The sequence below is a fragment of the Bacillus mesophilus genome, from assembly GCF_011008845.1.
In the GTDB taxonomy this organism is placed as follows: Bacteria; Bacillota; Bacilli; order Bacillales; family SA4; genus Bacillus_BS; species Bacillus_BS mesophilus.
Genome location: NZ_JAAIWM010000004.1, coordinates 165,235 through 178,827 on the forward strand (window position 1 = coordinate 165,235; position 13,593 = coordinate 178,827).

Sequence of the window (13,593 nt, forward strand, 5' to 3'; positions counted from 1 at the left end):
TCGAGATAAATATACCACAGAGTTTTGCCGCTGTCAAATACACAACTTATACTCAATCAATTACATACTTACCTATTTTTAAGAAAAAACCAAACACTTATCCCAAAACAAAATAGTCCCACAATAAAATAAAAGGATCTTGTAACCCAGTAAGGAAACTTCCCTAATACAAATCCAATTAATTCAAATGGATTAATCAAAAAAAGATAATCGATAGTACTCATCTGCTCTTGTTCAACAAAGTCACCACGTTTTCGCAGTTTCTGTTCAGAAATTGAACTAACATAGATAAACGTGGCTCCCATTAAGGAGAAAATCACACCTAATAATGATTCGACTGAAAACATACAACCACCTCAAGATATAAAACTCACAAGGATAACTTTTTCAGATTCTATTAAATCCGATTCTTTATTTCTTCCCGTAATGACTCTATAAGGGTATCTGATAAATTTGCAGGAATGGTTTGATTTTCTTCGAAATACCAACTATTAATCAATTCTAGGTCTTCTTTTTTAAAGGTAACGCTATATTGGTTCTGGTTGTATGTAAAATCAGCGGTAACTGATTCTTCACCCAGAAACTCATCATCTATAATCATGTGATTTATTTTGAATGACTCCATGAAAATCCTCCTAAGAAATCTTTTTATGTACATAGATTGAACATAAACGAAGTGTTTATTCATTTTAGTTTTCTACAACTTATAATTTGGTTTGAAATAGTTGATATCCCGGTATATCGCCTGTAAAATGGACAAGTAATACATAAGGAGGAATAATAATGATTCAACGTACAGTACTACTCAAGTTCTCAGAAGAAACTACAACAGAAACATTACAAGAAGTTGTTACAAAGTTTAAAACACTTAAACATGTCCTAACTGGAATAGTAGAAATTGAAGCGGGATTCAACTTGGCTGAAAAAAGTAAGGAATATCAAGTAATTTTAATGGTAAGATTCGAGGATCAAGCTGCCCTTGATGCTTACACTGCAAACGAAGATCACCAAGCTGTTGCTGCCTTCATTCGTGAGGCCGGAAGACTTGATAGTATTGGGGTAGACATCGAAATTTAAAGAATTGTTCAACTAAAATAGCGTGGTAGGCAAAACCACAGATTCCTTTAATAAAGGCGAAATATTTTGTCTTTTTTCTCCAAAATCTCTTTTATAAAATAAAAAGTGATAAGAGTATTTCCCCTTATCACTTTTTAATCAAGCTAAATAGGCTTCTTTGATTTGTTCATCACCTAGTAATTCAACATTTGTTCCTGTCATTTTGATTTCACCTGTTTGTATAACATAACCACGGTTTGCAATTTGTAATGCCTGATAAGCATTTTGTTCAACTAATAAAACGGTCATCCCAGTTTCGTTTAGTTCTTTTATAATAGAGAATATTTGCTCCACAATGATCGGGGCAAGTCCCATAGATGGCTCATCAAGCATTAATATATTGGGACCACTCATGAGTGCTCTTCCCATTGCCAGCATTTGTTGCTCTCCACCACTCATAGTTCCTCCACGCTGATTCACACGTTCTTTTACACGAGGGAAGTATTGAAAAACCTTTTCCATTCGTTCTGCTATGATTTTCTTATCTTTAACAGAAAAAGCACCCATTTCTAAATTTTCTCTTACCGTTAGCCTTGGAAATATTTTTCTCCCCTCTGGAACATGGGCGATCCCTGAGATTACAGTTTCATGAGGTTGAACCGTAGTAATGTTTTGACCATTTAAAAGAATCGTTCCCGCTTTTGGTTTAACTCCACCACTAATCGTTTTTAGCGTTGTAGATTTACCTGCCCCATTACTTCCTATCAGAGAAACAATCTCTCCTTGATTAACGTGAAGGGTTATACCCTTAAGTGCATGTATTCCTCCGTAGTATGCATGGACATTATTTAATTCTAGAATTGGCATACCTTATCCTCCTATAGAAGTAACTGAAGGTGTAGTAGCGGCCCCACTACCTAAGTAAGCCTCAATTACCTTTGGGTTATTACGAATTTCATTAGGGGTACCCTCTGCGATTTTTTCACCATGATCTAATACAAATATTTGCTCTGAAATTTCCATTACTAGCTTCATATCATGCTCAATTAAGATGATCGTCACTTCAAATTCTTGTCTGATCCGATGAATCAAGTCAGTTAGCTCTTTTGTTTCCCTTGGATTCATTCCAGCAGCAGGTTCATCTAATAGGAGAACCTTGGGTTTTGTTGCCAGTGCACGGGCAATTTCTAGTCTCCTCTGTGCTCCGTATGGAAGACTGTCCGCCTCATCGTTTAAATGGTCAGCCAAACCTACATACTCAAGTAACCGATATGCCTCTTCTTGTGCACGAAACTCTTCTTTTTTAAACTTTGGAAGTTGTAGAATGGTACCAATCAAACCGGTTTTTAAATGATTATGCATACCAACCATTACATTTTCTAAAACAGTTATGTTACCAAACAACCGAATATTCTGGAATGTTCTCGCTATTCCCTTTTTTGAAATCGTATGAGGCTTCATCCCAACAATTGATTGGTCTTCAAGATAAATGGAGCCCTCTGTTGGTTGATAAACACCAGTTACCATATTAAAGAAGGTTGTTTTACCTGCTCCATTTGGACCAATTACAGCAGTAATTGATCCTTTCTCTACAGTTAGACTGATGTCCTGATTCGCAATAAGCCCGTCGAACCGCTTTGTTAAACTCTTAACTGTTAGGATGGACATAGTTAGCACCCTCCTTCGGTAGAGAAATCTCTGTATTTTTAGGCTTTTTCTTAAGTAGTTCTTTGTTAAATATAGGATTCTTTGCTGGTAATAAACCTTGAGGTCTATATAATGCAAATAGAATTAAGATTGCTCCAAATATAAAACGTTGCATTTTTGCTGGCGAGAGTGCATCAGGTATACTAATCACTCCACTCAGACTTAATTGATTGAGCCAGTTCGTAATCTCAGTCAAAACCTGCATGTTTAAAATCGTCATAATGGCTGCCCCTAAAATAACACCAGGAACTGACCCCATTCCTCCAAGAATGACCATAACCAGAATCGTAATAGATTCTAAGAGTGTAAAACTCGTAGGATCAACAAATGTTTGTTTTGCAGCAAACACTACCCCCATCATCCCTGAAAAGGATGCACCGACTGCAAAAGCAGTTAGTTTTGTACGAACTAAATGAATCCCCATGGATTGAGCCGCAATCTCGTTTTCCCGAACGGCCTTCCATGACCTTCCAATCTTAGAGTACTCAAGTCTTCTTACAGAAAGGAAGACAATGACGAGTATAGCTAATACGATAAAGTAAAACTGACTAGGGTATATAAAGGTGATCCCGAATAATTGAGGCGGTGTAATTGACGATAGTCCCATCGCACCGTTTGTAATGTTAACTGGGCGATCTAGGTTGTTAAAGACAATTCGGATAATCTCACCAAAACCTAGGGTAACAATAGCTAGATAATCACCTTTTACACGCAATACCGGTATGCCTAGTAAAATACCAAATAAAGCTGCAACAAAGCATCCCAACAAAATAAAAATCCAGAAGCTCTCACCACCTAGAGGGAAAGTTCCAAAAGGCATAAATTCCGCTGCCTGTGCAGTTGCAAAAATGCCATAAGTGTAGGCTCCTACTGCAAAAAAGGCTACAAATCCTAAATCTAATAAGCCAGCAAGGCCTACCACAATATTTAATCCTAAAGCCATTGCAACATAAATACCAACAAGCGTAACTACTTCCATATAGGATTGATAGGCCATACCTTGGCTAGCAGATAAAGGCAGAAGGACTACTAAAACAAGTCCTGCAACCACCCACTTTGTTGCGTAGCTTAACTTAGTAAAATGAAGCAGTAGTAAAGAACTGAGCAGTAGTAAAAACGCAATAACAGACTTTTGCGCCAAATACAGACTTAATGAAGTGACCAGAATATAAAGAGCTAATAAAACACCTTGAGCAAGCTTATTATGTTTAACTTTTTCTAGATATGAATTCAACGCGAACACCTACACTTTCTCCGCAACGACTTTTCCAAAGATACCTTCTGGTTTAAAAATGAGTACGATAATTAAAATTGCGAAGGCAAATACATCCTTGTATTCAGCACCTAACATTCCATTCGTTAAGACAGCTAGATTTGCTGCGGCAAACATTTCTAGTAAACCTAGAAGTAAACCTCCAAACATGGCTCCACGAATATTCCCTATCCCACCCAACACAGCAGCAGTAAAGGCTTTAAGGCCTAATATAAAGCCAATATAAGGATCAATTGTTCCATATTGAACAGCAAACAGAACCCCTGTTGCGCCCCCTAGAGCTGAGCCAATAAAAAAGACCAATGCGATAATTTTATTAACGTTAACCCCCATTAATGCTGCAGTGTCACGATCCTGTGCAACAGCACGCATTGCCACACCATATTTTGTCTTATTCACAAATAAATCCAAGCAAACCATCATGATAATCGCAATCACAAATACGATGATAAATGATTCTTTAAAGGATGAATCATTAAACATAGTACTAATTGTTGAAGTTTTAATATCGATTCGGTCTGTAAACATACTTGGTCCCGTAAGAATATAGTTACCACGCTTAAGCTCTGTTATAAAACGTATAATATCTTGTAGTAAAAAAGAAATCCCAATAGCAGTGATTAGTGTAATTAGTTTGGGGGCTTTTCTTAATGGTCGATAGGCAACTCGTTCAATACCCATACCTATTAATCCAGTAAGTACAGATGTAATTACTAGTACAAGTAGTAATGCTAATAATGCTGGCATCACAGCAATCCAGCCGAGACCTGTTAAAGTTATTAATATAGCTGTACCAATAAAGGCACCTGTCATAAATATTTCTCCATGCGCAAAGTTGATCAACTCTAAAGTTCCATACACCATTGTATAGCCTAACGCAACAATGGCATAAACAGCCCCTAATGTTAGTCCATCAATTAAAACTTGCGGTAAAGTGTGTAGTACCTCAGCTAACATTTCATGCACCTACCCTTTTAGTAAAAAGAGGGTATGACGATTGGCATACCCTCTAGCCATATTGATTTAGACGTTCATTTATAATGTAATTGATAGCGTTTATCCATCTACCTTGTAATCTACTAAATAAAATGTTTCATTACTTTATTTGCTTACAACTGACTCTTGTTTTGGAGGATAAGCTACTTCATCAAACTTATAAATAAAGATTTGAGCGTATTCATTATCTCCCTTGTCATCAAAAGTTACCTTTGTAACAGCACCTTGGAAGTCAGTTACATTACGGACGGCATCACGTACTTGTTCACGAGTAGGAAGCTTACCATCATTTGCGTTAATAGCATCTTCAATTCCCTTTAATACAACTCCCATTGAATCGTAGCCATATGCTGAGTAGGATTCAACGTTTTTGCTAAATTTAGCTTTATAGTCATCAGCAAATTTCTTTCCTGCATCAGAAGCAAACGTGTCACCAGCAACTGATGTAATATACGTGTTCTTTACTGCGTCGCCAGCAATTTCAACTAGAGTAGAAGAATCTAAACCGTCTCCACCCATAAATGGTACATCAATTCCTTTTTCTCTACCTTGCTTTATGATTAATCCGCCTTCAGAATATAGTCCACCGAAGTACACTAGATCAGGTTTCTTTGAAGTAACAATGTTAAGAACTCCGTTAAAGTCCTTTTCCCCCACTGTAATTCCTTCAAATCCTACAATCTCTGCTCCTAATTCTTCAGCTGCACCTTTAAATGCTTCAGCAAGTCCAGATCCGTAAGCCGTTTTATCTTGAATGATGAAGATTTTCTTTGCTCCTAATGTATTCACTGCAAAATCAGCAGCAGCTGGGCCCTGAAAATCGTCTCTTGCAACAATGCGGTTTGTCGTCTTTAATTCACGATCTGTTACATCTGTTGCCGTATTTGCTGGTGAAACCATTGGTATAGCGTATTTTTCATATGTTACGGAAGAAGGAATTGCAACACCAGAGTTTAAGTGACCAACAACAGCTAAAATCTCATTATCTGCACCAATTAACTCTGCATTCGCAACACCTTTCTTAGGATCAGCTTGGTCATCATAAGGAATTAGTTGTAGTTCAAATCCCATTTCTTTGAACTTCGCTTGTTGATCTTCAAGGGCAAGCTGTGCACCTAGTTTAATCGCTTCACCTAAAGTTGCGCTTCCACCTGATAATGGTGTTTGAGTAGCAATTTTAATAACATTTCCTCCACCACCTGATGCTGTTTGTCCACCGCTGCACCCTGCAACTAACCCCATTGCTAAAGATGCTGTTGCAAGTAAAGATAGTATTTTTGTTTTCTTTCTAACCAAACTGACCCACCCCTGATAAAATTATTTTATTTTTTTGAAACTTAAGAATAATATAAATATTTATATATTTATTTACAACAACTATTTTTTATAAATACCATAATATATATGTTGACATTTTGTTAATCTGAGTTTATTAGTAATACCAAGGGTTTTGCTTCGATTTTCGTAAGTTTCAGTAAGCGAAACATAATATTAGCAATATTGATTATTGAATATTTATTCATTTCCATTTAATAAAAAAAGCCTGAGTATACGGGGCTGTTGACAAAATGGGGAGGGAGCAATGCTCTCTCCCCATTTTGTCAACAGCCCCTTAAAAGCCTTTTTTTATTTACTCTGTTTTCTACTACTTTGTTTATCACTTCCCAAACCTCGAAAAAAGGAGTAAAATACATGTAATTCAATAGGAAAGGTTGGGATTTAAGTGAAACAAACTTTTCGCTCAATTCCGCAACCATTGGTACGTACCAATCAATGGTTTATTGTGAGTTCAGTATTATTATCCTTAATACTCAGTCAAGCATATATACTTCTTCTTCCACTTAGTGTAGGTTTGTCAGGTCTTCTCCTACAATTCAATCCAGTTATGCGACTTGCAAAGTTATTTCTTAAAAAAAATCCTTCTGCATACATCCCTGAAGATTACGATCAGCAGCAATTTAACCAAGTAATCGCTGTAGTTTGTTTAGCTATTGCTTTGTTCAGTTTCTATATGGGGTGGATTGTCTTATTTTATATTTTTTCAATTATAGTTGCCTTAGCAGCGTTTGTAGCCATACTTGGATTTTGTATAGGTTGTTATGTAAGGTTCAAGCTTGTAAGATATCTTCATAACAAAAGTAAACTAAAGCAAAATTAATTTTACAAAAGTCTTTTGTTTGAAACGGCTTTTTTATTTTGCTGTATTCCACCTTTGATTTTTTGAAAACCGACAATCACAAATTCCATTTTAAAGTGAGAGCTCTTCACATTTACCTATTTTCAAAAAAACATGTTAGATATCCTAACAACTTTAATGAAACGTCATCGTTTTTCAATTATTCTATCTTTAATACAAATTCATTTAAAGATGTACCGATAAAGACGAACTCAATGCATTTGTCAGCTATTAAACTATAAGAACGATAAAAAAGTAAAGGAGGTTTACACAAGTGGATCAAACTAAGGGAGTTAAAATAGCAGTAGAGATTATTGAATTAGATTTAAAAAGAGATGAACTCTTTGAGGAATTAATAAGGTTATTAGGGTCGAAAGCTTACGAACTACTAAGAACTGTACAAAATTACTAGAAGGAGGTTAGCTTAATGACACAACTTCTTATTGCTGTTGAAAAAATGAAAAATTATTATATTCAAAAGCTAATGAACAACGGGATTTTGGATATGTACGAAATTGACCGTAACTCCTACACAGTTAAAGAACTAGAAGGATTGATTAAAAAAAACAAACTCACAACATCTAAAACCATTAAATAAGACGGACTATCTTTGATAGATGAATCTATTTTTCAAGAAAACTCAGTAATGCTAGTGTCTTGCGTTTTCCCCCTCTTTTACAAAAAATATAAACCTATGTTAGATTTCCTCACATAAAGTTTGAGAACTAACTTGAAAAGTAAGATAATAGAAATAGATTAGTAATAGATCCTTGAACCACAGTTTTAAACAAACGTTTAGGGAGGAGGACACATGTTTTCTTATAAGGATAAGAAAGTCATTACGATAGGAATTGTTAGTGAATTAACCGGATTATCTGAACGAAAAATTCGTTACTATGAAGAGCGGGGCTTACTATTTCCTGAAAGAACAAAACGCGGAACCCGAGTCTATTCTTTTTCCGATGTTGAAATACTTTTAACCATAGCGGACAAACGTGAAGAAGGTGTCCAAACTTGTGAAATTAAGAAGGATATGATGAATGATAAAAAGAAAAGTGATGTTCGTAATCAGATGCTTCGTGGACAGATTAATGCCCATTTTAACATTAGGAAATAATAGATTACTAACAAAAAAATTGACAGAAATAGCTGTCAATTTTTTGTGAAGTCTTAGATAAGACCCTTGATTATTTATCTTGTGTTACTAGATTATATTCACTTATCGTTTTTAGTGGATAGTACCATTTAAAATCCGGTTGGCCAGTTAGCTAATCTACGTTCACTCTTAGAACCTTTTTTTATACAAGCAATTTCTATAGAACGACATAGGAATTGTCTTGTTTCTTTTGGATCAATCACATCATCTATTAGATGTTTACCCGCTGCCTTGTAAGGTGAGCTATCAAAAGCCCATTTCTCTAGTAGCTGCTGTCTAACCTCTTTAGAATTTTCTACTCCTTCTAGCTGACGTCCGTATACGACATTTATCCCTACCTCTGGACCTGTAAAGTTAATTTCAGCAGTTGGCCAGGCAACAACCAAATCTGCTCCCATGGTTGGCCCACACATGTTTGCATAAGCAGCACCAATACTTTTTCGAATGACAACTGATAGTTTAGGCACCGTTGACTGCGCTAGTGCTTGATTCCATACCATTATTTTAGTAGGAATTTTAAGCTTTTCTGCTTCATTACTTATCCTGAAACCAGGTGTATCATGTAAAAATATGAGAGGAATATGAAAGGAATCACATAGACAAATAAAGTCTGTTGCTTTTTCACATTCTTGTACACCGGCAGCACCCGCATAAATTTTAGGTTGATTTGCCACAATACCTACTACTCTTCCATCTAACCTAGCAAACATGGTTAACAAGGCTCCACCGTAATATTCTTTATACTCAAAAAAGGTGTGTTCATCAACAATTTCAGAAATGATCTTCTTCATATCATATACTCGATTTGCTTTGTCCGGTAGAATAGATGAAATACTTTCTAGAAGTCTATTAGGACAATCTTCAGTAGTCTTAAAAGGTGGTTCCTCTGTAGCATTCAATGGCATATAGCTGAAATAATCCTTCATTTGTTGAATGCAAGCTTCTTCGGTCTCTGCAAATGAATCTACCTGACCTGTTTTACTAGCGTGAACCTCCCAGCCTCCTAATTCCTCTGTTGACACCTTTTGACCAGTTGCCATTTCAAGCATTCTCGGCCCTGCAACGGCCATACAAGTACCTTTTAACTGAGTAACAAAATCAGAGGAAACAGCTGCCCAAGTTGGCCCTCCAAAACTATCACCAAGAATGGCGGTCATTAAAGGAACTTCGCGATTATGAGTAAGCATTTCATTCGGGAATAACTTATCACTAATTCCATCTGACCCCATTCCGTCCGGCATTCTCAAGCCCCCTCCTTCTTGCAGATTAAACATGGGCAAGCCACGCCTTAGGGCATATTCATGAATCTTTCTTGCTTTTCTAATATGAACAGAACCTTCCGTACCTGCAAACACTGTCTTATCACCAGCTTGTACCACAACTGGCCTACCTCCTACTTTTGCCACTCCAACAATCAAACCATCTCCAGAGCTCTTATCCTCAGTACCTACCATTTCTGAATGATTAAGGCCTCCTAATTCCATAAAGGAATTCTCATCTACTAGTAAGTTAATTCTTTCTCTTGCAGTTAAAAACCCGGCTTCATGTTGGCGCCTAATCTTATCTTCGCCCCCACCTAAACGAGCTTTTTCCTTCCGTTTAGTGAAATCATTGATTGAATTCTGAACAGCATCTTTAACTTGATCAGACATTAAAATCCCCCCTGTTATGTAATTGCTATCAATGATACCCTTACTAACTATCCGGTTAGTATGTTTACTAATATTTGTGTTTTTAGTTGTTGGAAATAATTATAGCATATACAATACATTATTATTAGAAAATTCAACCTATTAACAAAAGGTGCTAGTGATTACCCCTGCACCTTTATTTTATGAGTATGTATTAAGCGAATAGACTTATTAAATTACCATCTGGATCTACAATTACAGCGTACCTTTGTCCCCAAAATGCATCCCAAGGTTCTTTATGACTATTATAGCCTCTCTCTACTACTAATTGAAAAAGTTCATTTAATGATTCTACACTATCACATCGGAAGGCTAATTCAACACGATGACCTAAAGGATCCTCAAGCTGCCCGTATACTCCTTCAGTAATAGCTTTTGTATCAAAAGCAAACCTAACACCATCTTGATTTATTTCAACATGCTGTTCCTGATCAGCCTCTATTGGAATTTCCAATCCAAGTGTTCGATAAAAGTCTAACGATGCTTTCATATCGTTAACTACAATCCCTACCATATCTAGCTTAATTCCCATCACATTAACTCCTTTATATGTAAAAATTTCCTATTATATGGTTAGTTTATCACTTAGAACTTAAAAGAAAAATAGGATATAAAACATTCAGGTAACATATATCAAATCTCAAAAGCATTCCCTACAAAATATGTATTAAAGGCGCAAGAATTATGACTAGCAAAAATAACGCTTAAAGATAAAAAGGTAATCTTTACCCTTACTCTTCAAGCGTTATGTAACGTGAAAATAGTGATTTCAACTATATTATGAATCTTGCTATTATATAGGAGTTTAAAGTGGGTTCCTACTAAAAAAATTCACTTTATATCTATAAATCTACTTCAATACAAATAGGACAATGATCATTTCCCAAAATGGTTGAGTGTATGTCTGACTCTTTTAGCAAATCCTTTAATTTAGAAGACAAGATGAAATAGTCAATACGCCAGCCTATATTCTTTTCCCTCACCTGTCTCATATAGGACCACCACGTATAACTTTCTTCTTTATCAGGATATAAATGTCTAAATGAATCTATAAATCCAGAGGTCAGTAAAGTTGTCATTTCAGCTCGCTCTTCATCTGTAAAACCAGAATTACCTTTGTTAGGCTTTGGATTTCTCAGATCTATTTCATTATGGGCTACATTAAGATCACCACATAAAATAACTGGCTTACTTTGTTCCAAAACAAGTAAATATTGACGGAGTTCAACTTCCCACTGCAACCTAAACGGTAACCTTGCTAAGTCTCTTTGTGAATTTGGAGTATAAACATTTACAAGATAAAAGGTGTCATACTCTAGTGTGATGATTCTCCCTTCAGATTGGTCCTCTTCACTCCCAACTCCATAGGATACCGAAAGTGGTTCTTGCTTAGAGAATACTGCTGTACCTGAGTAGCCTTTCTTCTCTGCGTAGTTCCAATATTGAAAATATCCTTCTAGCTCTAAGTTTATTTGCCCCTCTTGTAGTTTTGTTTCTTGAACACAGAAAATATCGGCATCTATTTCACTAAAAAAGTCTAAAAATCCTTTCTGGACACAGGCTCTGAGTCCGTTAACATTCCATGATACTAGTTTCATAATCTCAATTCTCCTACCTCTTATAGTTATTTCGTGGTGACTATTTTATAAGGCAATAACTTTATGACTTGACTTTAAAAACTCACTAAACAATTTATTCATGGTTACATTTGTACCCGTCATTGATTCTGGATTCCATTGTACTCCTAAAGTAAACGTTGATGGTCCGGTATACTCAACCGCTTCAATGATACCATCTGATGAAACTGCCACAACTTTTAAATCCGAGCCAAGTAGATTTATTGATTGATGATGAAGACTATTAACTCTTACTCGGTCTGCACCTAAAATCTTATAAAGATTACTATCTATCTCGATATCTACCCAGTGGGTATCTCTTGCTCTATCAACTATTTGAGAATGTTGAATAGGTTGATTTGTTTGGCTAGGAATATCCTGAATCAAAGTACCACCTAGTGCAACATTAAGAACCTGAATACCTCTGCAAATTGCTAGCAATGGTATGTTTTTTTCAATCGCATGTTTAGCAATTGCCATTTCAACTAGATCTCTTTCTGGTATTGTAGGACCAAGATGAAGATGCGGGTCTTGCTTATAGAAGGCTGGATCAACATCTTCCCCACCACTTAAAATAATCCCATCACACATTTCTGCCATTTCAAGAGCAAGCTCCTCATTTATAAAAGGAAGAATGATTGGTAATCCTCCATTTGCTGCAACACTTTTATGATAATCATGATGAACATAAACCCCTTCCATATGGTGGTTATGCTTTACATATGCTCCTGTAATGCCAATGACAGGTTTCTTCATATTTGCTCCTCCATTACACTAATAAACTACCATCTTCTATCTGTACTATAAGATATTCATTGTTTTTTAACAATCATTTAAGACACTGTAGGAAACAAATACCTATCTAAAAAAACTATTATTTCGAGTTACGAAAAAATGTTACAATAAATTAATAAATTCAAAAAGAATGAAGGGTTAAAAGATGAATAAAAAATTATGGATAACTTATGGTATGTTAACAATCGCAACCGCTACCTGGGGAAGTGCTTTTATTGCAGGTAAATTTGCGGTTCAAAGCTTTGAACCTTCTACAGTTGCGTTTTTGCGATTCCTTGGAGCTGCTGTACTTTTATTTCCCATCATGTGGATGATGGAAAAAAAGCAAATAAAACCAACATTAAAGGATTATGGTTTATTTGCAGTGTTAGGATTAACAGGGATTGCCTTGTATAATATTTTCTTCTTTCTCGCGAGTAAGCACGCACCTGTTATAAAAAGCTCCATTTTTATTGCATCTAATCCAGTATTAATCGTTATATTATCAGGGATATTCTTAAAAGAAACCATTTCTAGGAACAATATCATAGGAATGATCATCGCATTAACCGGGGTAACGTTTATTATAACGGATGGACATTTGCTTTCACTTCTTACACTTGGCTTTGAACCTATTGATTTTGTTTTAATTGGGGCTGTTATTAGTTGGGCACTATACAGTGTGGTTGGAAAGATTGTCTTAAAAAAATTCAGTGCAGTTGTCTCTACTACCTACGCTGTAGCTTTTGGGACTATTATGTTACTACCGTTTGCACTCATGGAAACAACTTGGCAGGATGTTCAACACGCGAGCTTTGATGCTTGGGTAGCCATTATCCACATGAGCGTTTTTGTTACAGTTATTTCTTTTGTTATGTACTATAACGGTATTAAAGAAGTTGGAGCAGCGAAAGCATCTATATTTATCAATGTGATGCCATTATCAGCTGTTATAATGGCTACCCTTTTCTTAGGTGAGAAATTAACATGGGCACATGGAGTTGGGGCAGCCCTTGTACTATCAGGCGTTTATATAGGTACTAATACAAAAAAGTGGTTTGTGAGCAAGAAAAAAACTCACCATGTTGCTAGTTAAAAAAGCGAGAACGCTAACTAACTAATAAATAATTTAGGAAAGGTTCTGATAA

Annotated in this window: 17 protein-coding genes; 6 read left to right on the top strand and 11 right to left on the bottom strand. The window is 35.9% G+C overall.

Annotation, left to right across the window (positions count from 1 at the left end):
- Positions 1-68: 68 nt before the first annotated feature.
- On the bottom strand, positions 69-347 hold the full coding sequence (locus tag G4D63_RS12860) for a hypothetical protein (RefSeq protein WP_163180062.1): 279 nt from the start codon (positions 345-347) through the stop codon (positions 69-71).
- A gap of 50 nt (positions 348-397) precedes the next feature.
- On the bottom strand, positions 398-625 hold the full coding sequence (locus G4D63_RS12865) for a hypothetical protein (protein WP_163180063.1): 228 nt from the start codon (positions 623-625) through the stop codon (positions 398-400).
- Between the two features lie 158 nt (positions 626-783).
- On the opposite strand from G4D63_RS12865, the gene G4D63_RS12870 reads away from it, so the two are divergent.
- Complete coding sequence (locus G4D63_RS12870; protein ID WP_163180064.1) at positions 784-1,077, top strand: Dabb family protein; 294 nt, start codon at positions 784-786, stop codon at positions 1,075-1,077.
- A gap of 138 nt (positions 1,078-1,215) precedes the next feature.
- Here the strand turns inward: G4D63_RS12870 and G4D63_RS12875 are convergent, their stop codons facing one another.
- The 5 genes from G4D63_RS12875 to G4D63_RS12895 all read right to left on the bottom strand — a co-directional run bounded on the left by G4D63_RS12875 (position 1,216) and on the right by G4D63_RS12895 (position 6,274).
- A complete protein-coding gene (locus G4D63_RS12875) occupies positions 1,216-1,923 on the bottom strand; it encodes an ABC transporter ATP-binding protein (RefSeq protein WP_163180065.1) in 708 nt (235 codons plus the stop codon).
- 3 nt (positions 1,924-1,926) lie between these two features.
- Positions 1,927-2,724, bottom strand: a complete 798-nt coding sequence (locus G4D63_RS12880) for an ABC transporter ATP-binding protein (protein ID WP_163180066.1) — start codon at positions 2,722-2,724, stop codon at positions 1,927-1,929.
- The gene (locus G4D63_RS12885) at positions 2,705-4,006 is read right to left on the bottom strand and encodes a branched-chain amino acid ABC transporter permease (RefSeq protein WP_420837819.1); all 1,302 of its coding nucleotides are present in this window, start codon (positions 4,004-4,006) and stop codon (positions 2,705-2,707) included. The genes G4D63_RS12880 and G4D63_RS12885 overlap by 20 nt, the downstream gene beginning before the upstream one ends.
- The gene (locus tag G4D63_RS12890) at positions 4,007-4,993 is read right to left on the bottom strand and encodes a branched-chain amino acid ABC transporter permease (RefSeq protein ID WP_163180068.1); all 987 of its coding nucleotides are present in this window, start codon (positions 4,991-4,993) and stop codon (positions 4,007-4,009) included.
- A gap of 144 nt (positions 4,994-5,137) precedes the next feature.
- Complete coding sequence (locus G4D63_RS12895; RefSeq protein ID WP_163180287.1) at positions 5,138-6,274, bottom strand: branched-chain amino acid ABC transporter substrate-binding protein; 1,137 nt, start codon at positions 6,272-6,274, stop codon at positions 5,138-5,140.
- A gap of 481 nt (positions 6,275-6,755) precedes the next feature.
- Between G4D63_RS12895 and G4D63_RS12900 the strand changes: the two genes are divergently transcribed.
- From G4D63_RS12900 to G4D63_RS12915, 4 genes are all read left to right on the top strand, one after another.
- A complete protein-coding gene (locus tag G4D63_RS12900; protein ID WP_163180069.1) occupies positions 6,756-7,190 on the top strand; it encodes a DUF4395 family protein in 435 nt (144 codons plus the stop codon).
- Between the two features lie 292 nt (positions 7,191-7,482).
- Complete coding sequence (locus G4D63_RS12905) at positions 7,483-7,620, top strand: hypothetical protein (RefSeq protein WP_163180070.1); 138 nt, start codon at positions 7,483-7,485, stop codon at positions 7,618-7,620.
- 15 nt (positions 7,621-7,635) lie between these two features.
- Positions 7,636-7,806, top strand: coding sequence for a hypothetical protein (locus G4D63_RS12910; protein ID WP_163180071.1), 171 nt, complete (start codon positions 7,636-7,638; stop codon positions 7,804-7,806).
- A 213-nt stretch (positions 7,807-8,019) separates the two neighbouring features.
- Positions 8,020-8,325, top strand: a complete 306-nt coding sequence (locus G4D63_RS12915; RefSeq protein ID WP_163180072.1) for a MerR family transcriptional regulator — start codon at positions 8,020-8,022, stop codon at positions 8,323-8,325.
- A gap of 128 nt (positions 8,326-8,453) precedes the next feature.
- Here the strand turns inward: G4D63_RS12915 and G4D63_RS12920 are convergent, their stop codons facing one another.
- From G4D63_RS12920 to G4D63_RS12935, 4 genes are all read right to left on the bottom strand, one after another.
- The gene (locus tag G4D63_RS12920) at positions 8,454-10,016 is read right to left on the bottom strand and encodes an acyl-CoA carboxylase subunit beta (protein WP_163180073.1); all 1,563 of its coding nucleotides are present in this window, start codon (positions 10,014-10,016) and stop codon (positions 8,454-8,456) included.
- A gap of 193 nt (positions 10,017-10,209) precedes the next feature.
- Positions 10,210-10,587 (bottom strand): VOC family protein, encoded by a 378-nt coding sequence (locus G4D63_RS12925; RefSeq protein ID WP_163180074.1) that lies wholly within the window; start codon positions 10,585-10,587, stop codon positions 10,210-10,212.
- 310 nt (positions 10,588-10,897) lie between these two features.
- Positions 10,898-11,653, bottom strand: coding sequence for an exodeoxyribonuclease III (locus G4D63_RS12930; protein WP_163180075.1), 756 nt, complete (start codon positions 11,651-11,653; stop codon positions 10,898-10,900).
- Positions 11,654-11,698: 45 nt separating this feature from the next.
- Complete coding sequence (locus G4D63_RS12935; RefSeq protein WP_163180076.1) at positions 11,699-12,427, bottom strand: gamma-glutamyl-gamma-aminobutyrate hydrolase family protein; 729 nt, start codon at positions 12,425-12,427, stop codon at positions 11,699-11,701.
- A gap of 184 nt (positions 12,428-12,611) precedes the next feature.
- On the opposite strand from G4D63_RS12935, the gene G4D63_RS12940 reads away from it, so the two are divergent.
- Positions 12,612-13,541, top strand: a complete 930-nt coding sequence (locus tag G4D63_RS12940; protein ID WP_239585966.1) for a DMT family transporter — start codon at positions 12,612-12,614, stop codon at positions 13,539-13,541.
- The last annotated feature ends 52 nt before the right edge of the window (positions 13,542-13,593 follow it).

Coding starts and splice junctions, on each gene's coding strand:
- G4D63_RS12930 (WP_163180075.1), bottom strand. CDS start 11,653: ATGAAACTAGTATCATGGAATGTTAACGGACTCAGAGCCTGTGTCCAG.
- G4D63_RS12875 (WP_163180065.1), bottom strand. CDS start 1,923: ATGCCAATTCTAGAATTAAATAATGTCCATGCATACTACGGAGGAATA.
- G4D63_RS12910 (WP_163180071.1), top strand. CDS start 7,636: ATGACACAACTTCTTATTGCTGTTGAAAAAATGAAAAATTATTATATT.
- G4D63_RS12915 (WP_163180072.1), top strand. CDS start 8,020: ATGTTTTCTTATAAGGATAAGAAAGTCATTACGATAGGAATTGTTAGT.
- G4D63_RS12935 (WP_163180076.1), bottom strand. CDS start 12,427: ATGAAGAAACCTGTCATTGGCATTACAGGAGCATATGTAAAGCATAAC.
- G4D63_RS12860 (WP_163180062.1), bottom strand. CDS start 347: ATGTTTTCAGTCGAATCATTATTAGGTGTGATTTTCTCCTTAATGGGA.
- G4D63_RS12920 (WP_163180073.1), bottom strand. CDS start 10,016: ATGTCTGATCAAGTTAAAGATGCTGTTCAGAATTCAATCAATGATTTC.
- G4D63_RS12870 (WP_163180064.1), top strand. CDS start 784: ATGATTCAACGTACAGTACTACTCAAGTTCTCAGAAGAAACTACAACA.
- G4D63_RS12895 (WP_163180287.1), bottom strand. CDS start 6,274: ATGGGGTTAGTTGCAGGGTGCAGCGGTGGACAAACAGCATCAGGTGGT.
- G4D63_RS12880 (WP_163180066.1), bottom strand. CDS start 2,724: ATGTCCATCCTAACAGTTAAGAGTTTAACAAAGCGGTTCGACGGGCTT.
- G4D63_RS12890 (WP_163180068.1), bottom strand. CDS start 4,993: ATGTTAGCTGAGGTACTACACACTTTACCGCAAGTTTTAATTGATGGA.
- G4D63_RS12940 (WP_239585966.1), top strand. CDS start 12,612: ATGAATAAAAAATTATGGATAACTTATGGTATGTTAACAATCGCAACC.
- G4D63_RS12925 (WP_163180074.1), bottom strand. CDS start 10,587: ATGGGAATTAAGCTAGATATGGTAGGGATTGTAGTTAACGATATGAAA.
- G4D63_RS12865 (WP_163180063.1), bottom strand. CDS start 625: ATGGAGTCATTCAAAATAAATCACATGATTATAGATGATGAGTTTCTG.